23 protein-coding genes and 2 pseudogenes are annotated in these 25746 nt (G+C 40.9%); 16 read left to right on the top strand and 9 right to left on the bottom strand.

The annotated features are described in order from the left end of the window. Positions 1–36: 36 nt before the first annotated feature. The 5 genes and pseudogenes from ACXJY6_RS12030 (at position 37) to ACXJY6_RS12010 (ending at position 3412) form a co-directional block, all read left to right on the top strand. Positions 37–402, top strand: coding sequence for a hypothetical protein (locus tag ACXJY6_RS12030; RefSeq protein ID WP_456049802.1), 366 nt, complete (start codon positions 37–39; stop codon positions 400–402). Between the two features lie 65 nt (positions 403–467). After that, the gene (locus tag ACXJY6_RS12025; protein ID WP_456049801.1) at positions 468–884 is read left to right on the top strand and encodes a GFA family protein; all 417 of its coding nucleotides are present in this window, start codon (positions 468–470) and stop codon (positions 882–884) included. Between the two features lie 137 nt (positions 885–1021). Then, positions 1022–2014, top strand: a complete 993-nt coding sequence (locus ACXJY6_RS12020; RefSeq protein WP_458768494.1) for a D-cysteine desulfhydrase family protein — start codon at positions 1022–1024, stop codon at positions 2012–2014. A gap of 62 nt (positions 2015–2076) precedes the next feature. Beyond that, positions 2077–2533 (top strand): annotated as a pseudogene (locus tag ACXJY6_RS12015) (GNAT family N-acetyltransferase). Positions 2534–2707: 174 nt separating this feature from the next. After that, complete coding sequence (locus tag ACXJY6_RS12010) at positions 2708–3412, top strand: hypothetical protein (protein ID WP_458768493.1); 705 nt, start codon at positions 2708–2710, stop codon at positions 3410–3412. A gap of 109 nt (positions 3413–3521) precedes the next feature. Here the strand turns inward: ACXJY6_RS12010 and ACXJY6_RS12005 are convergent, their stop codons facing one another. Together ACXJY6_RS12005 and ACXJY6_RS12000 are read right to left on the bottom strand one after the other, a co-directional pair. Next, positions 3522–4649: a zinc-binding dehydrogenase gene (locus tag ACXJY6_RS12005; RefSeq protein WP_458768492.1), complete on the bottom strand. Its 1128-nt coding sequence runs from the start codon at positions 4647–4649 to the stop codon at positions 3522–3524. 58 nt (positions 4650–4707) lie between these two features. After that, entirely contained in the window at positions 4708–5385 is a 678-nt protein-coding gene (locus ACXJY6_RS12000; RefSeq protein WP_458768491.1) for a glutathione S-transferase family protein, read from the bottom strand. 217 nt (positions 5386–5602) lie between these two features. Here ACXJY6_RS12000 and ACXJY6_RS11995 point away from each other — a divergent pair, with 217 nt between their 5' ends. From ACXJY6_RS11995 to ACXJY6_RS11950, 10 genes and pseudogenes are all read left to right on the top strand, one after another. Next, on the top strand, positions 5603–6502 hold the full coding sequence (locus tag ACXJY6_RS11995; protein ID WP_458768490.1) for a LysR family transcriptional regulator: 900 nt from the start codon (positions 5603–5605) through the stop codon (positions 6500–6502). A gap of 322 nt (positions 6503–6824) precedes the next feature. Further along, a complete protein-coding gene (locus ACXJY6_RS11990) occupies positions 6825–9287 on the top strand; it encodes an EAL domain-containing protein (protein ID WP_458768489.1) in 2463 nt (820 codons plus the stop codon). Positions 9288–9665: 378 nt separating this feature from the next. Further along, on the top strand, positions 9666–10199 hold the full coding sequence (gene mog, locus ACXJY6_RS11985; RefSeq protein ID WP_458768488.1) for a molybdopterin adenylyltransferase: 534 nt from the start codon (positions 9666–9668) through the stop codon (positions 10197–10199). Next, positions 10196–10708 (top strand): annotated as a pseudogene (locus ACXJY6_RS11980) (GNAT family N-acetyltransferase); the annotation flags it as partial. The gene mog and the pseudogene ACXJY6_RS11980, both read left to right, overlap by 4 nt. A gap of 151 nt (positions 10709–10859) precedes the next feature. Beyond that, on the top strand, positions 10860–11486 hold the full coding sequence (locus ACXJY6_RS11975; RefSeq protein ID WP_458768487.1) for an HD domain-containing protein: 627 nt from the start codon (positions 10860–10862) through the stop codon (positions 11484–11486). A 253-nt stretch (positions 11487–11739) separates the two neighbouring features. After that, positions 11740–12171 carry a MarR family winged helix-turn-helix transcriptional regulator gene (locus ACXJY6_RS11970; protein WP_458768486.1) on the top strand — a complete coding sequence of 144 codons (432 nt, stop codon included), beginning with the start codon at positions 11740–11742 and terminating at the stop codon, positions 12169–12171. Positions 12172–12188: 17 nt separating this feature from the next. After that, positions 12189–13367, top strand: coding sequence for an MFS transporter (locus tag ACXJY6_RS11965; protein WP_458768485.1), 1179 nt, complete (start codon positions 12189–12191; stop codon positions 13365–13367). 682 nt (positions 13368–14049) lie between these two features. Further along, entirely contained in the window at positions 14050–15009 is a 960-nt protein-coding gene (locus tag ACXJY6_RS11960) for a TRAP transporter substrate-binding protein (protein WP_456049790.1), read from the top strand. A 78-nt stretch (positions 15010–15087) separates the two neighbouring features. Then, positions 15088–15567: a TRAP transporter small permease gene (locus ACXJY6_RS11955; RefSeq protein WP_456049789.1), complete on the top strand. Its 480-nt coding sequence runs from the start codon at positions 15088–15090 to the stop codon at positions 15565–15567. A 15-nt stretch (positions 15568–15582) separates the two neighbouring features. Then, positions 15583–16890 carry a TRAP transporter large permease gene (locus tag ACXJY6_RS11950; RefSeq protein WP_456049788.1) on the top strand — a complete coding sequence of 436 codons (1308 nt, stop codon included), beginning with the start codon at positions 15583–15585 and terminating at the stop codon, positions 16888–16890. 56 nt (positions 16891–16946) lie between these two features. Here ACXJY6_RS11950 and ACXJY6_RS11945 read toward each other — a convergent pair whose 3' ends face one another. From ACXJY6_RS11945 to mpaA, 7 genes are all read right to left on the bottom strand, one after another. After that, complete coding sequence (locus ACXJY6_RS11945; protein ID WP_456049787.1) at positions 16947–17315, bottom strand: hypothetical protein; 369 nt, start codon at positions 17313–17315, stop codon at positions 16947–16949. A 209-nt stretch (positions 17316–17524) separates the two neighbouring features. Continuing rightward, positions 17525–19231, bottom strand: a complete 1707-nt coding sequence (locus ACXJY6_RS11940; RefSeq protein WP_458768484.1) for a dipeptide ABC transporter ATP-binding protein — start codon at positions 19229–19231, stop codon at positions 17525–17527. Continuing rightward, positions 19231–20136: an ABC transporter permease gene (locus ACXJY6_RS11935; RefSeq protein WP_458768483.1), complete on the bottom strand. Its 906-nt coding sequence runs from the start codon at positions 20134–20136 to the stop codon at positions 19231–19233. Before ACXJY6_RS11935 ends, ACXJY6_RS11940 begins: the two co-directional genes overlap by 1 nt. Before the next feature lie 9 nt (positions 20137–20145). Further along, positions 20146–21108 (bottom strand): ABC transporter permease, encoded by a 963-nt coding sequence (locus ACXJY6_RS11930; protein WP_458768482.1) that lies wholly within the window; start codon positions 21106–21108, stop codon positions 20146–20148. Positions 21109–21221: 113 nt separating this feature from the next. Continuing rightward, a complete protein-coding gene (locus ACXJY6_RS11925) occupies positions 21222–22826 on the bottom strand; it encodes an ABC transporter substrate-binding protein (protein ID WP_458768481.1) in 1605 nt (534 codons plus the stop codon). Between the two features lie 318 nt (positions 22827–23144). After that, positions 23145–23975: an alpha/beta fold hydrolase gene (locus ACXJY6_RS11920; protein ID WP_458768480.1), complete on the bottom strand. Its 831-nt coding sequence runs from the start codon at positions 23973–23975 to the stop codon at positions 23145–23147. A 143-nt stretch (positions 23976–24118) separates the two neighbouring features. Further along, entirely contained in the window at positions 24119–24829 is a 711-nt protein-coding gene (gene mpaA, locus ACXJY6_RS11915; protein ID WP_458768584.1) for a murein tripeptide amidase MpaA, read from the bottom strand. Positions 24830–25218: 389 nt separating this feature from the next. Between mpaA and ACXJY6_RS11910 the strand changes: the two genes are divergently transcribed. Then, complete coding sequence (locus tag ACXJY6_RS11910; RefSeq protein ID WP_456049781.1) at positions 25219–25629, top strand: methylglyoxal synthase; 411 nt, start codon at positions 25219–25221, stop codon at positions 25627–25629. The last annotated feature ends 117 nt before the right edge of the window (positions 25630–25746 follow it).

Below are 25746 nucleotides of genomic sequence, written 5' to 3'. Positions count from 1 at the left end.
AACATGTTTTTTACAAAATATCAGGAGTCTTCAACAATGAATCCAAAGGGCACCACACTTGCTATCACCATGTTAGCCTCGTCAATGAGCTCTGCTTCAACTTATGAAATAGTCAGTACGAAATTTATCGACGGAATTGAGTATCATGAACAAAAGCTAGCGATGGAAACACTCAATTCCGTTGTTCAGCGTTTTGAAGGTTTTCAAAGTCGTCGATATTTTTACAGTGAGGAACTTAACCGTTGGACCGATATTGTCGTTTGGGAAAATGCTAATCTTGCTCAAGCGGCGTCTATGCAAGCTATGGAGAATGCTAAGGCTCAGAAAGTCTTTTCTAAAATGGATATTGAAAGTTCTATTTTTTCACATTATCAAGCTGTCGGGCAATTGGGCGCAAAGTAATGGACTTATAGTGAATACAAACACTCATATATCATTTTTTCTTAAGTAAATAAGGAACCACTCCTATGTCTCATTCAAATGCAAGCTGCCTATGTGGTGCTGTAACAATAGTCGCTAATAATATTAATCCTAAGTTTACCGTGTGCCATTGCCAATCATGCCGAACCTGGGGAGGTGCACCTTTTTTTGCCGTACAGTGTGGAACAGATGTAAAAATAGATGGTAAGAAGTTCGTTAGAATGTATGAATCCTCCGCTTGGGCATCTCGAGCATTTTGCTCTGAGTGTGGCACGCATCTTTTTTATAAACTGAAAGCAACGGGCGAACACAATATGCCGGTTGGGTTATTTCCTACCTTAGAAGGGTTAGAAATGGACATGCAATATTTTAGTGACATGAAACCAAGTTATTACTGTTTTTCTAATCAAACCAAAGAAATGACCACCGCTGAAATAATGGCGTACTTTGCTGAAAAAATGTAGGGAAGTACAAATGTAGCAGTGTGATGTATGGGTTGCAGTAAGTATCACTTTGGTGTTTTATAGTCATTAAACACGGCAAACTTACTCCAAATGGGGTAAGAGCATACGTACCATTGACTAAATAGCGATACTCCATCATGCCCGATTTCAATACTATTCCTAGAGTAAACATTGTTCACGCACCAACTCCACTAGAGCACTTGTCACGTCTTTCTGAGGTATTAGGATGCAACGTCTATATCAAACGTGACGATTGCACCGGGCTTGCTGGCGGCGGCAACAAAGCGAGAAAACTGGAATATTTGATCGCTGATGCTCAACGTCAGGGCGCTGATACTTTAGTGACGATCGGTGGGTATCAATCTAATCATGCGAGACAAACCGCTGCTGCCGCGGCTAAATTTGGTTTTGCTTGTGAACTAATATTAGAAGATGTGAAGGGCACACCAAAAGCTGATTACTATAACAACGGTAACGTATTACTCGACCAGCTGTGTGGAGCAAACATCCATGCTCTTGAACTTGAAGACGACGGTAACGCTTACACAGAAAGCTTAATCAAAAGCTTAAAGGAAGAAGGTAAAAAGCCGTATTTGATTCCAATGGGGGGTTCCAATGTTATCGGCAGCTTGGGGTATGTTCGCTGCGCCAATGAAATCTTGCAACAAACTTCCGACAAAGACATTAAAATTGACCAAATAGTCTTGGCATCAGGAAGTGCTGGTACACAGTCAGGTTTATTGGCGGGACTCATTGCTGCCCAAGCAGACATTCCGGTACTTGGTATCACAGTAAGCCGCTCTACCGACGATCAGCAACAATTAGTGATAGCGTTACTTAAAGACACGCTGACGCATCTTGGTATCAATCCGAAACTGGCTGAAGGCAAAGTCATCGCAGACGGAAGTTACTATGGTGACGGGTATGGAATGACCACACCAGCGATGATTTCAGCGGTAAAACGCTGTGCCGAACTGGAAGGGATATTACTTGACCCGGTTTATACCGGAAAAGCCATGGCGGGGTTTATCGACTTATGCACCAAAGGAAAGATCAAACCCGGCAGCAATCAACTGTTTTTACATACCGGTGGCAGTCAGGGCTTATTTGCCTATCGGGAAGTATTCTAACGCTAGGTTTTACTGAAATTTTGAATTGGACATACCGACACTGACATAGGAACAACCAAAATATGGACATTAAAATAGATGATCTTTCAGGTGGTGAAGTCATTACGTTATTAGAAGAACATCTCGCCGACATGTACGCGACTTCTCCGCCAGAAAGTGTTCATGCATTGAATGTAAACGAACTCAAATCCTCTGATATCACATTCTTCAGTGGTTGGATTAATGGGGAGCTTCAGGTGCGTCGCCATAAAACAGCTTAACTCAACACACGTTGAGCTGAAATCAATGAGAACATCAACGTCAGCGCGTCAATCTGGTGTGGCTACCAAGCTTCTAGTCCATACGCTTGATGCTGCGGCTAGCCTTGGTTATCGAAAAGTGAGTCTAGAAACGGGAACTCAAGATTTCTTTCTCCCAGCTCGAAAACTCTATGAAAAATTTAATTTCCAATACTGTGAACCTTTTTCAGACTACACAGATGATCCTCATAGCTGCTTTATGACTAAAGAGTTGAGTTAGAGAAGAGTTGACTATAAGAGTTTATGTCCAACTTTAACTAAGTACAGAAAAATGATGAGTCCTTTTGTTTTGATAAGTTTGAAGCAGTATTCAATGAACACGTGCCACATAAAGAGTGAGCATAATTGAAGTAACTCGTTCTCGTTTTAACGACAGGGATGCTATGAGCTGATTATGAAAAAAATATTTATGACTACACTGGTCGCTTTATTATCGCTCGCTGCAATTACACTCCCCATGTACTATGAACTGTATGGCCTAAACCCAACCCAACAGTTGGTCACAATTATCGATGGAGGTTGTGCTCAGCAAATAACTGCTCGAGGGGGAAGGGGGAGCTTTTCAGTATGTTCAAGCACCGTAAAAGATGAAACTGGGACTTTGCATAGTGCAATCTCAAATTGCCCGTTATATACGATTGGCTGGAAGGTCATGGCGAACATTGGCAGCAGTTTGTTTACTCGCAAATCGAAGTATTCGATCAATTGTGATGAAAGTATCGCATCTGCATTCGATTACGAACGGTCTGGTAACCCGACTCATCGGTTAGTCACAATCACTGGTGGCAATTGCTCTTCACAGGTAGCGAGTATAGAAAAAAGTTTTTCTGGCGAAGAAGTGAAAATATCTGAGTGTATGAGTACGATAAAAGATGAAACTGGTACGTACCATCAAGCGATCTCAAATTGTCCCAGTTTTACATTCGGCTGGAAAGTCATTGCCAACATTGGTACTGGTTTGTTTCCAGAAAACCAAATCTACTCAATCGATTGCCGTGCATATATTGATTTAACCCACACGTATCGTAGCTTTGGACTTCACGACAAAAACACGTTGTTTTGGAAAAAGATCAATTCACCAATACTCAATCGAAAGTAATTTATACTAACGGTTCTCCCTGAATTTCGTAAATTAACGGCTTTCAGCCCCATTACATGAAATATACATAATAGGGCGGAATGGCTAAAAATTAGAACGCTAGAACAATTTACACTTGCGGTGTAATTAAGTACTTCTCACCAGTAGCCTGTTTGGAATACGTTTCTAATGACTCGATCTTGAGCGCATCTTCCAAAGAAACTTCATGAGTGTAATGACTTGCGAATGTTGTGGTGATTTCATCCGCAACTCGTTGGCGCATTGAGCTAGCGGTTTCCGCTCCAAGTTTTCCTAAAGCTTGAAACAGTAAGAATCCATTTACTCCCCAAGAAAAACCAAAGTTACGATTAAGGGTTATAGGGCCACGATCTAATGCCCCGTAGATGTATACCTGTTTGAATGTTGTCGTGCCATAAACGCTGTATTCATCTGAATCACGAGAAATGGCTGCTTCCATACAATTAAGAACATCGCTGCTTAATTGTCCGCCACCGATTGGATCAAACGCGATAGTGGCACCGGTTTCGATAATCGCGGTGGTTAAATCGGCAAGAAAAGTAGTACTACTTGAATTGACGACATATTTAGCGCCTTGATCTCGTAACAGCGCTTCTTGTTCTGGTTTACGAACAATGTTAATTAAATCAACGCCATCGGCAATACAAATACGGTTTAACATTTGCCCTAGGTTAGATGCGGCAGCGGAATGAACAATCGCTTTATGACCTTCTGCGCGCATGGTTTCAACCATGGCTAACGCAGTAAGCGGGTTAACAAACGAAGACGCACCCTGTTTCGCGGTCGTACCTTCTTTGAGTTCTAAGCAGCTTTGTACATTGGCACATAAAAATTTACGATAGGTACCGCCACCAATTACTGCAACGGTTTTACCAATTAACGCTTGTGCAGCGGGAGACGACCCCGCTGAAATTACGGTTCCTGCGCCTTCATTACCAACAGGCAAAGATTTACCGATACGATTTTTTAGTGATGACATATAGTGAGGGGGAACGTCAGCCGTAATCGCTGGGCCGTTTGCGGTTTCAGACTGGGTCGCTGTTGCTAAATCCGCGGCACCAAACATCACCGCTAAATCGGAAGGGTTTAACGGCGCCGCTTCGATTCGAATAACCACTTCATCTGCACCCGGTTGTGGCATCTCAATATTTTGCAATGCAAGCGTCAGTGTATTGTCTTCGCTGATGGTTGAAGTAAGTTGAGTATTTGTCTCTGACATATTATTTTTCCTACAGTATAAGTCGTTATTTGGGTAATAAATACCGAGTATCTAAGTGCTATTTAGAATTGAATGCTTGAATCTGCACCTTAATTTTTTCCATAAACTCTGGCATGTTTTCTAAACGATCTGCTTCGACACTTTGGGCAACATCAGTTTGACTCATCACTGAATTCCACTCTTTCATTCCAGGGACTTGGCCAACAACATCCCAATCCAGATGTGAAGGGGCAAAAGCATTAACGATCGTATTAACGTGATAAAGATAAATGTCCGCCATTGTGAATTCACGACCCGCAACCCAAGGTGAAAACTCGCATAAATGACTGAGTGCGGCAATTCCACGACTCAACACTTGGCGAACTTCTGATGTCACCATCTCTGGAGCTTCCGTGCCAGAAAACGCGTAGGGGATTAACCGTCTACTTGGAAGCTCAAAATAGAGCTCTGCGACCTTCATAATCTGACGCACGGCCGCTCGCTCACTTGAATCGGTTGGGTATAGCGGATTCTCTGGGAATGTCTCTTCAATAAAATCGCAAATCACACTCGACTCTGACAGATTGAAACCTGATTCGGTCGTGATAACAGGGATTTTGCCAGCAGGGCTGATTTCGAGCAGCTTCTGATCACCAGCATAAATTAGATTCTCTTGAAAGGGGATCTCTTTATATAAAAGGGCATGTTTTACGATGTTGTAATAGTTGCTCGAGGGGAAACCATGCAGAGTAATCATAAGTCCAATTCCATTGTTTGTGTTAAGGCGTAATAAATGTCGTTCCGTACTAAAGTCGAGGAGTGAATTTATAGGACAGTTAGTACTTAATTCGCTAAGTGTGAGCATTATTACTGGTTTTAATTATGTGATATATAGGGGAAAATGCGAATCACAATTGCTTTTATAACAATAATAAAGCAACAGTGCTTTCCTATTCACAAAATGGAGATATTCATTGGATGAACTAAGAGCTATCCGATACTTCAGCAAAGTTGTCGAAACCGGCAGTTTTACCAAAGCAGCAAAAACGTTTAATGTTCCACCATCTTCGTTGTCTCGACGTGTCGCCGATTTAGAAAAGAAATTAGGCACAACTTTGCTCAAACGTTCAACCCGAATTGTAAAATTAACCGAAGTCGGTCAAATCTATTACAACGATATACAAAAAATATTAAATCAGTTAGCGCAAAGCAACGAAACGGTCCGTAGCTATCAAAGTAAGCCAATGGGGCGTTTGCGTATTAGCTCAATGGTGGGTTTTGGTAATCAGATTTTGTTTCCGTTGTTGGATGAATTCAGCGAACTGTATCCTGAGATTGTTATCGATGTCAGTCTCAGTGATGAGTTGTCAACGCTTGGTCGTGACGATGTCGATATTGCCATTCGAGGTGGTTATGCCCCCAATGAACGAGTTCTCGCCATTAAATTGATGGACAATAATTTTGTTCCTGTCGCATCACCTTGCTATCTAGAAAAATACGGTGTTCCGAAGAACCCTATAGAGTTAAAAAATCATCATGGTCTTTATTTTAAGTCGCCAATTGGGGTTATGCCTTGGTTATGTCATTTAGACAATCAATGGCAGGATGTCTCCGGACCCGCGGTCGCAATATCAAATAACGGCGCTTGGCTGTCAAAAAAAGCGTGTCGTGGGGAAGGCATCATAATGTTACCGAGATGGGCTTTGGCTTCACAGCTCAAATCAGGAGAACTGCAAGAACTGATGTTTGAACAGGAAATATCCGTAACTCAAAACACCAATATGGCTGTCTACTTACTCTATCAAAAACAACGCTACTTAGTGCCAAAAGTAAAAGCAGCCGTCGATTTTTTAGTGGAGCGGGTACAAAAATGAATCTATTTTTTTTTCATATAGATGCTGAATTAACGATGACTAACAAAAATAGTCACAATAAAAGTGAGTGATACTTCACAACTTCGATCATTGTGTTGATGTTCAAAAAATGAGCATTGTCCATTCAAAGCGTTATCAGCGTTATTACTAAGAAAAAATACGGATAACAGCATGAATAAAATTAAGTTTTCAAAATTTTAAAAGTTACACATTCACAAGTTATCACTCCTATACTATATGAGTAGCATATGTATTCTCAATTGATTCATTGTCTGTTGAATGCGTGTTGTTTGTTATTTCCTATCTTATGTTTGAGTTGATTATGCAAAAAATTACCAGTTTAACAAAAGAAGACTTAATTGGATTTCATCACAAAAAGGAGCTTCCGTTTGCTTGGAAACCCAACACAAATGAATTTAAGCTGGATCTGAAAGTGCTACGTACAATGCACATTATCTCTCAGGAAACTGAGTTGGCTACTGTTGAGGATTTTATAACTCTGTTTTCTGAGAATGACAGGCGACGACTTATAAACATGCTTGAATTAGCTGTTCAAGGGGGTGACCCTGAACCAATCAAAATTTGTATGGTGACGGCTTCAAATAACATTAGTCTTTGCCTTATTTCTGTTAAAAGGGTCTCAGAGAACTTTATCGTTGGTGTATTAATGCCATTGTTTGTATCCCCAACAAGTGAAGATCTCTCATCTATATGCCATCAACTTTTTGAAAATCAGCATCGAGGAATGATCGTTACTGATGATGAAACTCGAATCATCGCGTGTAACAGCTTATTTGAACAAAACAGTGGCTATCGAATTGATGAAATTCTTGGAAAGAAAACCTCGATATTTAATGCCGGTAAACACGGTAATGCATTTTTTGAGGATATGTGGGAAAAGCTGAATACTCAAGGATTTTGGTCGGGGCTCATTTTAAGTAAGACTAAATCTGGTAAGGCCATTCCACAAGAGCTTGTTATCCAAAAAATCACCTCTATTAGAAATAATGTGTACTACCTGGGTTCAGCCCACAACTTATCAGAGAAACTCTACCGAGTCGCAGGTAGAGAACATGGTGGAATAGAGCTATTAACTCAACTACCAGGACAAGATGAGTTCGAGTTAAAACTTAAAAATACCGTTGATACTCTTACTGAAGACCAAGGGATGCTGGTCGTTTCATTTATTCCGAATTTTAATACTGAAACAGAAGATGTATTTGAAAGTAAGAAGCAACTCGCTAGTGCACTTGCATATTACGAAAATGACTGCATTGCAGGCTGCTTACATAAAGATGTATTCGTAATCGGTATCGTTTACAGCCGCTCTTCGGATATGTCTCACTCTCAGTCTATATTCCGAGCGATACGCACAAGATTCAACACGATTAAGCAGCGAGTAGAGGCGGAGGTTTATCGGAAAATATCAAGTAGCACCATAGGGGTCTCGGTACTAGGTATGGATACCAATATCGATAAAAATTTGATCTCGCATTCATTACAAGCAATGTATGAAAAACACTCATCGAATGGTACGAATTTCTGTTTTTACAATAGATCACTACATGATCAAGCAAAAGTTCGGGAGTGTAATGAAGATATCGTTCGCAAGGCTATTCAAGAAAAAACTCTGGAAGTATATTACCAACCGATCGTCTGTACACATCAGTGGAAAGTAACGAAATTGGAAGCCCTTTGTCGGTTCAAAGATCAAAATGGCAAGTTGCTTGATACAGGCGAAATGATCAATGTGGCAGAAGAGTTATCATTAATCACAGAGCTTGATCTCACCATAGCTGAGATGGCGATAAAATCTCGCGACAAATTAGCCGCTTTATTTGGTAATGATATTCAGATAGCAATTAATATCTCCTTAAACTCAAACAAACCAATCAAGAAAATGTTTCAAGATTTAATGAAAGTCTTTAAGTCCTATGCTCATCACCTACCTTTTATCACAATTGAGCTGACCGAAAGTGCCTACTTCAATAGCGAAGATAATGATAGCAATTTACTTTTAAAACTCAGACAAAAGGGGCTAAAAATTGCTATTGACGATTTTGGAACGGGATATTCTTCATTCGCATATCTAAAAGATGGCAACTTTGACGTTTTGAAAATTGACCGTGATTTCATTACTAACCTCACTGTTGGGTCTAACAATTACTATATTGTAAAAATGGTCACTCACTTAGCACACACACTTGAAGTAAAGGTTGTGGCGGAAGGGGTGGAAAATATTCAAGAAGTCCATATTTTAAAAGAATTGAACGTAGATTACTTACAAGGATTCTATTTTGAGCGGCCAATGCCGGTGACCAAACTTACGCCAAAAACCAACGATAAAATCAGAAAGCTTGTTAAAGATTTAGATAATTCTGGTGGTTCTAAAGTGAGCTTAATTATACAACCGCCACTTTTATCACCTGACAATAACCTAAAAGATATAAAAACAATCTTTGATGACTCTTCCTTTAGTGTACTGCCGGTTGTTGTCGATAAAAAGTGTGTCGGGATCATTACTCGAGAGCAATTCTATCTATACTCAACCCCTTCTCTAGGGACCGAGCGAGAAACCATGCAGGATTATCAATCATTGTGCAAAAGGGTCAGTGCTATGATGAATGTTCGTATGAAGGTAGTTCATGAAACCATTAATGACGGTGAAATTCATGAAAAAATACGAAACAATTATATTTTTCCATGGATAGTGATTAATGACATGGGACAGTACATGGGAATCATTGATTCTCACAGTATGAACCATTACCTCAATGAGCGTTAAGCGCTAAACACTATCAAGAGCAGTTTTGTTTACCGATCGTTAAGTATTACGAGAAACTTGGCTTTGATTTCAATGTTGAACCTTTCGAAACTTTAGCTTTTGAATATGTCAAAGACCACAATCTCAAATTAACTGAGACGGTATTAATTGGCGATACTGAGCACGATCTCGAAGTCGCTAACGAGCTAGTCAAATTGCATTCTTGTATCTAATGGGCACCATTCGCACGATAGATTAGCAACACTTCACCACAGCGCTTATCCTACTTTATCTAAGATAATCAGTTGACCTGAAACAATGCATTCCGATCTCTTATTTGACCAATGTTTTCTAATGCATTAGCGTGTGTAACAAATTTAGCCAACCAATGAGAAAAAAATGACAAAAGCTAAGATCGGTATTGTTACGGTTAGCGACCGTGCAAGCGCAGGTGTGTATGAAGACATTTCAGGTAAAGCTATTATTGACACTCTAAATGAGTATTTAGTTTCTGAGTGGGAACCAATCTACGAAGTGATCCCCGACGAACAAGATGTTATTGAAGCCACATTAATAAAAATGGCAGACAAACAGGATTGCAGTTTGATCGTCACTACAGGCGGTACAGGGCCTGCAAAACGTGATGTTACTCCAGAAGCAACTGAAGCCGTTTGTGATCGAATGATGCCTGGTTTTGGCGAACTTATGCGCGCTGAATCTCTTAAGTTCGTTCCTACCGCTATTTTGTCACGTCAGACTGCCGGTCTTCGCAATGACTCGTTAATTGTAAACTTGCCAGGAAAACCAAAGTCGATCCGAGAATGTCTGGATGCAGTATTCCCTGCAATTCCGTATTGTATCGACCTAATGGAAGGGCCTTACTTAGAATGCGACGAAGCAGTGATTAAGCCGTTTCGTCCTAAAGCAAAATGAAAATACTGACCAACGTTTGCCAACCAAACGATTTTATTATTCGTCCACTTAGCGACACCGATAACCAAGAGATTGCTGATTTAATACGAACAGTATCGGCAGAGTATGGATTAACTGCCGATAAAGGATATGGCGTTTCAGATCCGACTCTAGACGATTTGTATTCAACGTATGATCAGGATAGAGCGGCGTACTGGGTCGTTGAGCATAGTGGAAAAGTCGTAGGGGGAGGAGGGTTTGCACCTTTGGCTGGCGAACCCTCAGTTTGCGAATTACAGAAAATGTATTTTTTACCTCAAACTCGAGGACATGGCTTAGCTACACAACTGGTTGCTTTGACTCTAAAACAGGCAAAAGCACATGGATATCAAGAGTGCTATTTAGAAACAACTGAGTGCCTTAAAGAGGCGATAAAATTGTACGAGAAATTGGGTTTTGAGTACCTCAATGCACCACGTGGTGATACCGGTCATGATGCGTGCGAAGTTATCATGCAAAAATCAATTTGATGTTCATCGTGAAACAAACATAATTAACCACCTGCTTTACTCTGATTATTTTGTAATAAAGATAAGAGAATAGAATAGAGAAAGGTCCAAACATAGCCAAGAGTATGTTGAAAACCATACGCTAGCAATATTAGATTTCACGGAGTAGAGAATGGTAGAGCAATTTGAATCATTGTTTTTCAATTTTATTAAATCAGAGATGCAACAGGACCTAGCTCATGATTTGACTCATGTTCAAAGAGTGGTAAAAACAGCTAAAAGCTTGTCATTAAAAGAAGAGGCAAAACTCGAAATAGTCCTTCCTGCTGCGTACCTTCATGACTGTTTTTCTTTCCCTAAAAACCATCCAGATAGAGCAAGCAGTTCAACCATAGCAGCCAAGAAAGCGCTTAAGTTTCTAGAGAAAATCGGTTACCCATCTGAGTATTTCTCTGACGTAAGCCATGCGATAGTAGCCCACAGTTTTAGCGCCAATATTGCACCTGAAACGTTAGAAGCCCAAATAGTGCAAGATGCCGACAGGCTCGATGCCTTAGGCGCTATCGGTATTGCGAGGTGCTTTCAAGTCAATACCACGTTGGGCTCCGATTTCTACCATAAATTGGACCCGTTTGCGCGCGAAAGAGAGTTAAACGATAAGCAATATTGTATTGATCACTTCTATGTGAAGTTGCTGAAGCTCGTTGAAACTATGAATACGACTTCGGCAAAAATAGAAGCCGAGCGCAGAACTTCATTTATGAAATCATATTTAAAACAGCTAGAAAAAGAAGTCTAATGACATTGGTATTTACCTCTTTGTATAAAAGCCGTCTCAGATCCCCATAGCAAACTAAATTTATCGTTTTTCTCGGTGTTTTCTTCCTCTGTTCAGCGGCTGTCCTGCTATCAATGAAACGCTAAATCTAATTCTAATTAAGATATTTATTTCATTTCATACCCAAAATAACGTTGCGATCGCAACCATGTAAGACTATATTAGTTGCTATAGCAACTAATATAGTCAAATCTAAAATAGGTAGGAACTCGATATGAAAGAGAAATATGACCCACTTGGCCGCTTAATTTCAATCTTATATCGGTCTAGCCAAAGCCACATTAGTAAGGAACTTGAACCTTATGGCATTGGAAGTGGTCAGGTTAGCTTTCTAGCTGAACTTACCTATCAAGATGGTGTTAGCCAAGAAGAACTGGCGAGCTTCTTTAAGTGCGATAAAGCAACGGCAACAAGAGCACTACAGCACTTGGAAAGTCAGGGATACGTGGAACGAAAACGATCACCAGAAGATGGACGCGTTAATCTGGTGTATCTAACACCGAAAGGAAGCGATTTTAAGCCAACCTTAAGAAAAATCTTATACGGATCAATCGAAATCTTAGTGGAAGGGTTCTCTGATGAAGAACGACACCAGGTGATGGGGCTGCTAAATCGTATGGTAGAAAATGCGTCTAATTTGAAATAACAGGACAATAACAAGTTATGAAAAGTATGATTAAACCGACTATTTTATCACTCTCACTACTAACGGTAATGGCTGGAGCAGCAGTTGCTCCAGCGATAGCCCAAATCGCCACTGCATTTCCAGAAACGAGTGAATCCGCGATAAAACTCGTCGTAACAATGCCGGCCATATTTATGATCGTTTTCACACTCATTTCCGGACAACTTAGTTCTAAAATATCTGCACGTAGTATTTTAGTAATAGGGCTTCTTTTTTATCTTATTGGTGGGTTGGGTAGTGCCTTTGTCGGAAGTTTCAGCATGTTGCTTTTGTCGCGAGCAGTACTTGGAATCGGCGTTGGTCTAATCATGCCCTTGTCGACAGGTTTAATCGCTGATTTCTTCGATGGCAAAGAGCGAGCAAAGATGCTCGGTTATTCCGTTTCAGCGACACAGCTTGGTGGCATCATTTGCTCTATCGCTGCGGGAGCATTGGCTACCCTGAATTGGCGCTACACTTTTGCGGTTTATTCGATGGGGCTAATTGTGTTTGTATTAATATTATTATTTTTACCCGAGCCTCCGGAGATAAAAGGTGCCGTTACATACAAACAAAAACTGCCTAAGTCAGTGTATGCATGGGCAAGTGGAGCATTTGCTTTAATGGTCGCGTTCTACGCAATTCCCGTCAACATCGCAATATTCATGCAAAATAACCATCTAGGAGATTCATCACTATCAGGAATAGCCCTTGCGGTTCTTACTGCATGTGGATTCATCGCTGGATTGTTTTATGTCAAAGTAAGACTCTTCCTTAAGTCATTTCTTCTTATCGTTCTATTTGGAATGATGGCGGTTGGCTTTTTGTTGTTAAGTCAAGCTGCAAGCGTATCACAAATTTTGATAGCCATTAGTATTGTCGGGTTTGGTCTCGGATGGACAATGCCAACACTGTATTCCGGGGCCAGTCATGCTGGAGGGAAGGGAGCAGGAGTTAGAGTTATGGCCATCGTTTCATGCATGCTGTTTTTAGGTCAGTTCTTATCACCAATAATTTTAGACGCTTTAGGACAACTGTTGGGTAATACCAGCACACGATTCTCTTTCACTATCGTTGCTTTCTGCTCTGGTTCTCTTTGCCTCGTGACTCTGATTTTAAGGACTATCACGCAATGGAAAAGGGGCGCGGCAGAAGATAAAGTCGAATTCATAGAATAGTTCGAACTAGGTGTTATAAACAGTGTTTAACTAGGAACGATCTGCTTAGAAATAAATGTAGATAAACATTGCGGCTGATTCCACTCGTACTGAATGACCTGTTACCTAAAAACAACAGGTCATGTCAGCGATAAATAACAACATCTACATTTATTGTATTGTGCAACTCACTTTATATGTGAATATTTTACTGCAGAAAAATCTATAAAAACTATTATCAAATATCCTAATTAATACGATTAATATCATTGATATTAACTTAAACTCATATTGTAAATAAGCATACTTAGAATAACGCTCATAACAATAAGCATAATATTTAATATAATCTTATTGTAATATGTTATGACTTGGATCCATATGTTAATATTGTGATCGATTATGCCATCACAATGAATCCTCTTAATAAAACCTCACTGCATTGATAAGTTATTGGTCATTCAAGCGTGCTAATCGTGCTTGAGATCAATTAATATTCTCCGGAAAGATCGAAAATGTAGAATATCAGATTAAAAATGTGATCTAGCACAGTGCTTTGATCATACTTCTTGTGTCGTAATATTGTATTACAAGACTACATAAGTATTATCTCCTTAGCTTTTCGAAATAATGTTTCAAAAGAAAGTTTAATTCCAATATTAAAATTATTACTTATTAGATAAATATATTAAGGACAAAAGAAATGAAGAAATTAGTATTGCCTTTGTTGATTACCTCTTTATTTGCTAGCGTGAATGTTTCGGCAAAAATGTTAACGCTTGGACATGCAATGTCATTAGAAAGTGCTGCTCACCAAGGTATGGTGATTATGGCTGACAAAGTGAAAGAAAAATCGAATGGCGAACTGACTATCAAGATTTTTCCAAACGGCCAACTCGGTTCTGAACGTGATCAAGCTGAGCAAGTGGTTACTGGCGCGATTGACATGGCAAAAATCAATGGTGGATTAGCAGAATCTTTTGAACCTACTTTTAAAGTTAATGCACTGCCTTTCTTGTTCCGTGATGTTGCACACATGAGAACGTTCATGAGAAGTGACGCTGCTGAAGAAATGCTAGTTTCAAGTGAAGGCAAAGGATTCATTGGTCTTACTTTCTACGATTCAGGTACTCGCAGCTTCTACTCGAAAAAAGCGATTAATTCTCCTGCAGATCTAGCGGGTATGAAAGTTCGTGTTCCTGGTTCTCCGACTATGATGGAAATGGTTAACCTATTAGGCGGTAAAGCAACACCTGTACCATTCAACGAAGTTTACACCGCGTTACAACAAGGTGTCATCGATGGCGCAGAAAACAACATTTCTAGCCTAGTTGAAATGAAGCACAGTGAAGTTGCTAAATTTTACTCGATGGATCAACACATGATGACTCCTGACGTGATTATCATTTCAGAAGACAAGTGGGCTTCACTTTCAGCAGATGAGCAAAAAATCTTAAAAGAAGCCGCAGCAGAGTCTCTTGAAGAACAGATCAAAATCTGGGACGAAACAGACAACATGAACAAAGCGAAAGGCATCGAAGAAGGCGTTACATTTGTTGAGGTAGACAAAGCCCCATTCCGTGCTGCTGTTAAACCTATGATTGACGAAGCTAAGAAAGACCCTAAATTAGCGGCATTCATTGAAAAAATTGAAGCGCTTTAATTAGTCCTAGCACAATATTAGTAACACTATAATTTTGCCTTGGCTTTGCTAGGGCAAAATTTTTTGAGGTACAACTCCATGTTAACAACTTTCAGAAACCTGCTTGATAGGTTGCTCCTTTTTATTTCATCTTTTGCGTTAATGTTGCTTGTAGTTACTGTCACTTGGCAAGTGTTTAGCCGCTATGTGTTGAATGATCCAAGTAACTGGACAGATGAACTCGCTCGCTACACCATGGTATGGCTTGGTTTATTTGGCGCAAGCTATTTATTCGGAATAAAAGGGCATTTAGCCATCACACTATTGGACGGCGCGCTTAAAGGCAAAGCACATGTCGCATTACATGTACTGATAAATGTAATTTCAGGTGCATTTATTTCTTTAGCATTGCTAAAAGGTGGCTTAGCTCTTATGGGCAGAACCACGCAACAATTATCACCAGCATTGCAATTACCGATGTCTACTGTGTATTCAATACTGCCCATTTCAGCCGTGATTATACTGATTTATATCGTTTTAAATACGGTCGACCTGTTTAGTAACAAAGAACAAGCTTAATAAGGATTCTATTTTATGGACTTGTCCATTGGTGTTTGGCTGCTAGGCCTATTTTTATTCATGATTGCGATAAGCATGCCGATTGCGATTGCGATTGCAATGTCGTCTTTGACCATCATGTATTTCATTTTACCCTTTAACGTAGCAAGCATGACTGCGGCGCAAAAGATCTTTACCGGTATAGATAGTTTCAGTTTGCTCGCTATCCCATTCTTTATTCTTGCCGGAAACATCATGAACGTGGGTGGTATCGCAGGGCGACTTATCAATCTTGCAAAACTTATGGTTGGTTGGATTCCAGGTTCACTTTTGCACGTCAACATTTTTGCCAATATGATGTTTGGCGCCGTTTCTGGATCTGCCGTTGCGGCCGCAGCTGCGGTTGGTAAAACCTTAGGCCCAGAATTGGAAAAAGAGGGCTACGACAAAAACTTAGCTACCGCGGTAAACGTGGCATCTTGTCCTGCTGGTCTCCTAATTCCGCCAAGTAACTCACTCATCGTATTTTCCGTAGTATCTGGCGGAACATCCGTTGCGGCTCTGTTTATTGCAGGTTATGTCCCAGGTATTTTAATGGGATTAAGCTGTATGGTCTTGGCGTATTTCATCGCTAAGAAGAAAGGCTATACCACGAGTGCTAACGATGGCTTCACAACAAAAGATGTACTAAACATCGTTTGGCAAGCAACGCCAAGTTTAGGTTTAATCTTTGTGGTTATTGGCGGCATCATAGGTGGTGTATTTACGGCTACGGAAGGGGCATGTATTGCGGTTCTTTACTCCTTTATTCTGTCACTCTGTTATCGAACGCTTAAGTGGGAGCATTTCCCGCTAATTTGCCGGGAAACAATACAGGTTACGGGGATTATGTTGTTCTTGATTGGTGCTTCAACCATCATGTCATGGGCAATGGCCTTTACCGGTCTACCAACTATGATCAGTGATTGGATGCTGTCGATTTCAGATAACCCAATTATCATCTTCATCTTAATGAATGTGATTTTGCTGATTGTTGGTATGTTTATGGACCTTACGCCTGCCGTATTGATCTTTACACCTATCTTCATGCCAATCGCAGAACACTTAGGAATGCACCCAATTCACTTCGCAATGATGATCATCTTTAACTTATGTATTGGTATCGCGACACCGCCAGTGGGTACGGCGCTATTCGTGGGCTGTAGTGTTAGTGGTTCTAAGATTGAAAATGTAATTAGAAGCATCATGCCGTTCTGCGCGGTATTGATTGTTACGTTGTTAGCGATCACTTTCATTCCAGAAATCAGCTTGTTCCTACCAAGAATGTTTGGGTTAGTTAACTAACGTTTCATTCTGAGTAGTAATTAAAGGGGTGGCTGAGGCTACCCCTTTTTTAATGCTTATTTATGCTGCTCTTCAAATTCGCTAATTGACTTCTTGAGAGTCTCAAGCTCGTCGCAGCCATATGGGCATACTTCTTCTAGACGCTCAGCATACTTCTTAGCACCTTCAAGATCATTGGCTTGCAATTTGAGCTCACCATAGTGCTCGAGTGCACTTACATGACCAGCTTTTAACTCTGCGGGGTCGATATAGCGTTGATCATCTTCAGGGTTCGCGATATCTAACATGCTCATGGTGTAATCCCAATCACGATTGTTTGCCGATTTATCGTTGCTGTTTTCTTCGGCGTGGGCAGGTTGTCCGAATGAAAATAAGCTGAGGGCTAGGGCCGCTGCAATGCATTTTTCATACTGGAGATACATCATAATAGAGAAAGTGCCTTATGGAGTGAAGTAGGTGATAAGTGAATATGTGAAGATATCGCAAGTGTAACGCACCGCTCTTCTCTTTGTTACTAAAAAATATTGTGAAAAGATCAATGGCTCAAAATATAAGCGACAACAGGCGAATACCATTGCTTGTTACAGCACCATAAATACTTTCATAGCAATATGGTGCAAATGTAACCTAGCTGTTATGACACAGCCCAACTCTTTGGCATTACCGGTGTTAATTCGAGTAGTTTCTTCGTGTATTCTGCCTGTGGACGCTTGAATAAATCCTCGGTTTTTCCCGCCTCTTCAATCACGCCATTACGCAGGACAATCATATCATCGGCCATTTGCCGTACGACCGAAAGGTTGTGGCTAATGAATAAAATCGTGAGTCCAAACTTTTCTTGCAGATCCTTTAAGAGATTAAGGATTTCTGCTTGAATTGATACGTCTAAAGCAGAAGTAGGCTCATCACATATTAGAAAGCGAGGGCGCGCGAGTAAAGCACGCGCAACAGCAATCCGTTGGCGTTGCCCTCCCGAAAATTGGTGAGGATATTTATCAATTGCATCCGGGTCCATGCCAACCAAAGTGAGCATAGAAGCCGCAATCTTTTTACGTTGCACAGGATCTTTTTCTAAACCGTAAAACCAGAGTGGCTCAGTTAAAATAGAACCAATTTTATGACGTGAGTTAAGACTTGAATATGGGTCTTGAAACACCATTTGAATCACTCGACGAGATGAGTGGTTACGACTCCGATCTTTTCCTGCTGGCAAAGGTTCGTTCCCAAGCATCATTTTACCGACGCTAGGGTTAATGAGCCCAGTTATGGTTTTGGCTACAGTTGACTTACCAGAGCCACTTTCTCCAACCAACCCCATAATACTACCAGCGTTAACCTTAAAACTGATTTTGTTAAGCGCGATAAAATCACTTGGCTTGCGCCATAATGACGTCCGAGTGCCAGTGAAACGCACTTCCAGACCGTCAATGCTAAGACCAACGGCGAGATCTTGTTTACTGGACTCTTTTTCTGCTAATAACCATTGTTCCGCAAAATCTCCAGTAATCGCGCCATCAGACTTCACCTCTTTCTCGACAGGTACGCGAAATCGCTCTATTTTATGGTCTAAAGGTGGCACAGCGTCCATTAATGCTTTGGTATAAACCTGTTCGGGACGGCCAAGAACTTGTGCAGTATTGCCTGATTCCACCACTTTGCCATTACGCATAACCGTGACTCGATCGGCAATTTGGGCGATAACACCAATGTCATGAGTAATTAAGATAAAACCAATCTTACGTTTATCCGCCAGCGAGCGAATGAGATCTAACACTTGGCTTTGCACCGCCACATCTAGCGCGGTTGTTGGTTCATCTGCAATGATTAATTCAGGATTAGTGCATAGAGCCAGAGCGATAACCACACGTTGACGCATTCCACCCGAAAACTGATGCGGCCAAGACTTGATCCGTTGCGCTGCATTATTGATTCCGATTTCTTCTAGCAAATCGATCGCGCGAGTACGAGCTTCGACAACAGATATCTTTTCATGAGCCAAAATGGTTTCAATTAACTGTTCTTCCACCGTCATCAGTGGATTTAAGCTGGTTTGTGGGTCTTGGAATATCATCGAAATCCGTTTGCCACGTAAAGCATGTGCTTGGCTGTCACTTAAAGCGCGCAAATCGAGTTTACCTAAAGTAATGCTACCTTCGGAAATATAACCCGGCGTTTGCAGTAAACCAATAACGGCTGCACCAACCGTCGATTTACCTGCGCCACTTTCACCCACAAGGCCATGAATTTCACCAGCACTTACCTGTAAGTTAATATTTTCTATTGCTGTTACGTCACCAAAACGAGTAGGGAAGCGTACGGTTAAATTTTTGACTGTCAGCATTAACGTAACCTCGGGTTGAAAACATCACGCATGAAATCACCAAGCGTATTGATTGAAACGACTAGAGCAACCAGAAAAAGTGTCGGTATCCATAAGATCCACCATTCACCAGACAACATAAATTGCATACCGATACGAATAAGCGTTCCTAACGATGGGCTATCGGCTGAAAGACCAATACCCAAAAAGGATAATGTAGCTTCTAACAAGATCGCGGAAGCGAGATCCACAGTCATAATAACCAAAAGAGGCCCGAGAATATTTGGCAAGATATGAATCAACATAATACGAATTGGACGTTGCCCCATAATAATAGATGCTTGTACATATTCCTTATTCATTTCAATAAAAGTCGAAGCGCGAGCGGTACGGGCAAAGTTCACCCACAGAGACAGAGCAATAGCGAGAATCAATACCACGACTCGCAGATCTTGCTGAATGTCTGAAGGTAAAATACCACGGGCAATACCATCAATTAATAAAGCCGTTAAAATAGCAGGTAAAGCCAGTTGAATATCTGCAATACGCATAATAATCGCATCTAAACGTCCGACATAAAAGCCGGCTGCAAGCCCCAATCCCACTCCGAGAACAGTGGCAATAACCATCGCAGACAATCCAATAACCAGGGATAAGCGAGCACCATAAAGCACCGATGACACCATATCTCGACCTTGATCGTCGGTGCCTAACATAAATTGTGATAAGCCACCATCTTGCCAAACAGGAGGCAATAAACCATCCATCAAGCTAAATGACCCAAGATCATAGGGGTTCCCAGAAACAATCCATGGGGCAAAAGCCGCACCAATAAAAATAAGAATAGCGATGACTGCTGCGACAATTACAACAGGACTACGAGTGAAAAGCCAAAGCCCTTCTGAGCGCTTAATCAATTCTTTCATATGCACTCCTTAAGCTCTCAGGCGTGGATCAATCGCCACATATAGAAGATCAACAAGTAAATTTACCACCACAAAGAAAAAGGCGATAACCACCAAATAAACACTCATTACAGGAATATCCACAAAACGAATCGACTCAAGAAATAACAACCCCATTCCTGGCCATTGAAAAACACTTTCAGTCACGATTGAAAAGGCAATCACCCCGCCAAACTGCAAACCGATAATGGTAATTACGGGCACCATCGTATTGGCAAGCGCATGACGAAAATAAAGCTGCCTCATAGGGACACCACGCGCGGTAGCAAAACGAATATAATCCGATCGCATCACATCCATCATTTGTGAACGAACTAGGCGCATGGTCAACGTGAGCTGATACACCCCCAATGTTATGGCCGGAAGAATTAATGCTCGCCAACCGTCTAGAGAAAATAAAGAACTTTCCCAAAGTCCTATGTTTACGGTTTCCCCACGGCCAAAAGTGGGGAGCCAACCAAGTTGCACCCCAAATAAGAATATAAGCACGATACCAATGACAAACGTTGGAATTGAAATACCAATCAATGTGATCATTAAGATGCCTTGAGTAATCAGCCCTTTAGGTCGAAGAGCAGTATAGACACCCGCAGGTATGCCAATAACAAGAGAGATAAGCAGTGCCACAACACCTAATTCAAGAGTCGCTGGAATACGATGGGCAATCATTTCAGCGACAGGCTGACGGGTACGAAAGGAAAAACCAAAGTCGCCTTTTAGCATATCTAAAGTAAAGCGCCCAAACTGACTAATGAATGAGTCATTTAAACCCAAATCTTCACGGAGTCTTTCTTGATCAGCGAGCGAGGTTTCAACGCCAGTCATTTGCGTAATCGGGTCGCCAACAAAACGGAATAAAGAAAAGGCAAGAAAAGCAACCGCAAGCATAACAAAAACGGATTGAAAGAGCCGTCTAGAAATAAAATAAAACATCAATGTTCCACTTTTGAGGTGTTACTAGAAAAATAAATTCATATCGACACAAAGCTAATACCCTGCGAATAGAAGCGTTTTTTACAGGGTATTAGCAATACCTTGCTTTCTAATTACTTCACTGTTACCCAGCGTAATAAGAAGAAATTATCAGCACGTTGTGTCATCTCGACATTCTCTTTAGTCGCCCAAATTAATGGTTGGGTATAAAGCGGAATATACGCCATCTCTTTTTGTGTAGTCGCGACCACTTCATCGATCATATTTTGGCGCTTAACTGAATCTATCTCTTGTTGTATTAATGGCAATAGCTCGTCAACACGTGCATTTGAATAGTTACCAAAGTTCCAAGACCCCAATTTCTTTGCGTTATCTTGGCTATGCAATAGGAAACGAATTGGATGTTCGATATCAAATGTACCTGGAGACCAACCAAGTAAATACATATCAAAATCATCAGCACGTAATTGAGTCCAGTAATCGCGTACTGGGCCGGTGCTCAGTTGAGCATTTAAACCAACCGCACTAAACATAGAAACCGCAGCACGGCACAGTGCTTCATCGTTAATGTATCTATCATTAGTACATTTTAAGCCAAAGCTAAAACCATTAGGATAACCAGCTTCGGTCAGTAACTCTTTCGCACGTTCAGGATCATATTCTGGTCGTTCTGAATTCTTCTCAGAAAAGCCTGAAATACCTTCAGGAACCAATTGCGATGCAGATTCAATCTTTCCACGGAATAAAACACGGTCAATCGAAGCAATATTCAGCGCATGTGCCGCAGCTAAACGAACACGAGGATCTTTAAACGGATTCTCATCTTTCACATCAGAAGAATAGAGCAGAGAGTCATGGTCATGACCAAAACCAAACATAATGACTCGCGTTTCTTCACCTTCTAATACTTTAAACCCTTTGCGGCTTTCGACTTGTTTCGCATCTTGTAACGCAATGGGTTGAATGAAATCAATCTCACCTGAAAACAGGGCCGCGATCCCCGTAGCAGGGTTACCAATTGGAGTGAATGTCGCTTCAGTAATATTGTGAGTTGCGCTATCCCACCATGATGCATTCGGTGCTAACGTCGTTTTTACACCTGGATCGCGACTCGATAATTGAAAAGGACCAGTACCATTTGTGTTCATAGTCGCGAAGTTTTCCGAATCACTTGCTGGTAATTCTGCTTTGTTTTCCTGTGCCCAATCTTTATCTAATATCATAAAGTTGGCAATGGAATCAGGGAAAAGAGGGTTGGGGCTTATTGTGACAAAATCTATGGTGAAGTCGTCAACAATGGTGACTTCCGAAACGGGTGAGAACCAAGATCGCACATCAGCAGCCTCATTTGACGCCCGCTGATATGAAAAGAGAACATCTTCAGCAGTAAACGCTGCACCATTTTGGAAAGTTACATTCTTACGTAAATGAAAACGCCAGCCATTCTTATCAGTCAGAGGCTCCCACGAAGTTGCCAAAGACGGTTCGATAGCCATCGTTTCACCGCGTCGAACTAAGCCTTCATAAATATTATTTAGAAAAGACAATACGGGTGTAGAGTTAACTGCATGAGGATCCAACGTTTGAGGGTCAGTGTTGGAAGCCCAACGAAAGGCTTCTGCTGATACGCTTGTCGACATGCCTACGATCAATACGCCTGCAGTGAGTGAAGTCAAAATACGAGGAAGTAATAAATGCTGAAAGCCGCGTTGTTTCATAAGGTGGCCCTTAAAATAATGGTAAATGAATTGATATCAAATCGAGAATAAACATCTTCTTTCTTAAAGTCTACAAGCAGGTTTTATACCAAGTGAACTAGTACAAAATCAAAATCTTAGAACATGGTTATAATTAGAACGATATGGAACAAGGCAGGTTAAGACCATAGGATTCAATATGATCAATAATTTTTTAGCTTGCAGGACTGGGAAGTTTGAAAGAGAAGTTTGTCAAATTCGTTAACGTAACGAATATCTACATTCAGGTTTAAACAGCCTAAAGTTGTTGTTGGTAGAGCGTAAACCCGAGACTTTCTCTCACTTCATTTTATAAATGGCCTTTTTTACCTCTTCTACATGGGTTAGGTTAATTATATGGCTCGCTCCTTGTAACATGATAACTTCAACTCGAGCTGATGAAAAAATCGATGGGGCTTTTGTCGCACTCCCCGATCGAACAAGGCCATCGTTCACGCCTTGTAACACCGTAATCGGTAAGGTGATCGTGGCAAACTCGCTTTGTAATTCCGCTAAGCTAGGCTGAATCGCCAAGACTTCATCATTTGAATTTACCCATCTTTTTGGAAACCAAGCATTAGGAAGCTTAGCCATCACTTTATTGAACCAGCGAGCCTCTGACAAAGCAGGATCCAGATCACCGGCGAGAATAATGACACCTTTTACATACTGGGGATAATCTGCAGCCATTTTAGGGACTAGTGAACCACCTAGAGAATGCCCAACAAGGATGACCTTTTGCTCTCCATTTTGTCGCCAAATATTTTTTAACACCGGTTTTAATAACCGTGACTGGTCACTTAAAGAAGTTGGAAATACAGCGTTGTCATAACCGGATTCTCCCCAACCAGGTCTGTCGATCACGTTAACAGAAAAATCTTTTACTAGATTTTCATCTTCCAAGTAACGCGAAAAACTTGCCCATCCGCCCGGAGTACCATGAACAAAGACCACACTAGTCTTCTGTTTGGACTGAGTCGGTAGAGAAGGTGAGGAGACGTAATGGAGAGTGTGATCCGCTAGTGTCATATAGTGATGTGTGGCAATACGAGGGTTATCTTTGATACGAGCAACGATCTGTTTATTTTTTTTGATTTCGTTGTGACGCGAGCCACCGAATAAAAACGACACTAGATTCTTCCTTCACCTTCAAACTGATGTGAGTGCTTTGACAATGTAAAACTGTGTTGGTTTCCATTGTTTTGCTCACGAGTCTTTTCATAACCTAGTTATTTGTATCAAACAGTTGCGTCCTAAAGCATGGATTGTGACTATCACGGCAATTCCGCGGTAGAGAGAAGTTTCGTCATAGGGCGAAGATACTCTTTCATCGCGTCATCAGCAGTAATCGAAGGTAGCTCTAATGTGACACAAGGAATGCCTTGTTCTGCACACCAAGAACCAAATGAACCTGGTGTTTCGTAGCCAACATCCGCAACAAGAGGTAATTTGAATACATCTGCTAGCCAGCATCCAAGTTCGGATTTAACTGGGTCATCAACACAATTTAAAGGTTCATGCAGTGAAATGATAAACGCGGGTTTAAGCATGTTAATGAGAGAGATCAATGCCGTCACCTCAGGCTCTCTTGGCGATTTTTGTCCAGTTTTAATGGCAACATCTCGCACATCGGTATCACTGCTCCAGCGATACACAGTATCTTCAGCATGCCAATTCGAAGAGGGAAAGGCTCGATTCAGATCAACACCATGACCATTCGCCCTAGTACCTAACTGATTACCATCGGGGTTGATTGATAGCACGACATCATGCATTAAATATTGAGGCGCAATAGAACGCAAAGCACAAGAAAGCGCGATTTGAGAAATGGTTTCATCACCATGAGTTCCCGCAATAACTAGTCCCTTTCTATGATGTTGCGCCTGTGCAGGGAAGTAGTGAAGTGGGGCGCCAAAATTGGAACGGCCAAACTCACACGGTGACACTGAGAAGAAAGCGCGCTGACTTCTGGTTACAAGTTCGATCATATCTCACCTCCAATCACTTAATGGACTCTAATTATAGTTCGCATAAAAATTATAGAACGTCAAACTTCGGCTTTGTCACTATTTCGCGCCATTGTGTTTGATTTTCCAGACTAGCTTAGCACCTCATTTGTCGTGTTTATTATGGTTATAAATGCCTAGTTCAAGTAGTTAGTATTTAAGAATAATTCTCAATACTCACTTGACAATTTGAGTCTAATTTGGCTTTAGTAACTAGGGAACAATGAGTTAGGTCAACTAACACATTGTAAAAATTTCAATACAACGGTAGGTGGCGAGTCGTGTAATGTAAGAAAGTTGAAAGTAATTATCTCACTTATCTTTTCATTACATTGATCTTATATAAGTTTATTTGGTTGGGTTTTTATATGAAAAAGATTAAACGAATAGCTTTAGTGGCGCACGATAATAAAAAACAAGATTTGATCAAATGGGTCGAATGGAATCATGAACTTTTAATCCGTTACAACTTGATATCAACAAAAACAACTGGAGATTTAGTTGAAAAGGCAATTAAAAATAAACTCAGTGCGAGTGATATAGATGATTTCGAAGTGTTCAAGTTAAAACCAGGTTTAGATGGTGGAGATGTACAACTAGGAGCATTGATTATCGAAGATCGAATCGATTTAGTCATATTTTTATTGGATCCGATGCAAACACAACCTCATAATTCCGACATAACAGCGCTATTGAGAATTGTCGTTTTATACAACATCCCAACGGCATATAACCTTTCAACCGCAGCATTAATGATTTCATCTCCTCTTTTTGTATGAGGGTGATGATAGAACACTGGAAAGCGACTCTGGATAAAATGTTTATGTTGACAAGCATCGACTACTTTATCTATCAGTAAATGGTGAGATTAAGATATATAGTGGAGAAACATCTCT

The organism is Vibrio phycocola, from assembly GCF_054404255.1.
This window is presented reverse-complemented; position numbering and strand designations above follow the sequence as displayed.

Coding starts and splice junctions, on each gene's coding strand:
- ACXJY6_RS12030 (WP_456049802.1), top strand. CDS start 37: ATGAATCCAAAGGGCACCACACTTGCTATCACCATGTTAGCCTCGTCA.
- ACXJY6_RS12025 (WP_456049801.1), top strand. CDS start 468: ATGTCTCATTCAAATGCAAGCTGCCTATGTGGTGCTGTAACAATAGTC.
- ACXJY6_RS12020 (WP_458768494.1), top strand. CDS start 1,022: ATGCCCGATTTCAATACTATTCCTAGAGTAAACATTGTTCACGCACCA.
- ACXJY6_RS12010 (WP_458768493.1), top strand. CDS start 2,708: ATGAAAAAAATATTTATGACTACACTGGTCGCTTTATTATCGCTCGCT.
- ACXJY6_RS12005 (WP_458768492.1), bottom strand. CDS start 4,649: ATGTCAGAGACAAATACTCAACTTACTTCAACCATCAGCGAAGACAAT.
- ACXJY6_RS12000 (WP_458768491.1), bottom strand. CDS start 5,385: ATGATTACTCTGCATGGTTTCCCCTCGAGCAACTATTACAACATCGTA.
- ACXJY6_RS11990 (WP_458768489.1), top strand. CDS start 6,825: ATGCAAAAAATTACCAGTTTAACAAAAGAAGACTTAATTGGATTTCAT.
- mog (WP_458768488.1), top strand. CDS start 9,666: ATGACAAAAGCTAAGATCGGTATTGTTACGGTTAGCGACCGTGCAAGC.
- ACXJY6_RS11975 (WP_458768487.1), top strand. CDS start 10,860: ATGGTAGAGCAATTTGAATCATTGTTTTTCAATTTTATTAAATCAGAG.
- ACXJY6_RS11970 (WP_458768486.1), top strand. CDS start 11,740: ATGAAAGAGAAATATGACCCACTTGGCCGCTTAATTTCAATCTTATAT.
- ACXJY6_RS11965 (WP_458768485.1), top strand. CDS start 12,189: ATGAAAAGTATGATTAAACCGACTATTTTATCACTCTCACTACTAACG.
- ACXJY6_RS11960 (WP_456049790.1), top strand. CDS start 14,050: ATGAAGAAATTAGTATTGCCTTTGTTGATTACCTCTTTATTTGCTAGC.
- ACXJY6_RS11955 (WP_456049789.1), top strand. CDS start 15,088: ATGTTAACAACTTTCAGAAACCTGCTTGATAGGTTGCTCCTTTTTATT.
- ACXJY6_RS11950 (WP_456049788.1), top strand. CDS start 15,583: ATGGACTTGTCCATTGGTGTTTGGCTGCTAGGCCTATTTTTATTCATG.
- ACXJY6_RS11945 (WP_456049787.1), bottom strand. CDS start 17,315: ATGATGTATCTCCAGTATGAAAAATGCATTGCAGCGGCCCTAGCCCTC.
- ACXJY6_RS11940 (WP_458768484.1), bottom strand. CDS start 19,231: ATGCTGACAGTCAAAAATTTAACCGTACGCTTCCCTACTCGTTTTGGT.
- ACXJY6_RS11935 (WP_458768483.1), bottom strand. CDS start 20,136: ATGAAAGAATTGATTAAGCGCTCAGAAGGGCTTTGGCTTTTCACTCGT.
- ACXJY6_RS11930 (WP_458768482.1), bottom strand. CDS start 21,108: ATGTTTTATTTTATTTCTAGACGGCTCTTTCAATCCGTTTTTGTTATG.
- ACXJY6_RS11925 (WP_458768481.1), bottom strand. CDS start 22,826: ATGAAACAACGCGGCTTTCAGCATTTATTACTTCCTCGTATTTTGACT.
- ACXJY6_RS11910 (WP_456049781.1), top strand. CDS start 25,219: ATGAAAAAGATTAAACGAATAGCTTTAGTGGCGCACGATAATAAAAAA.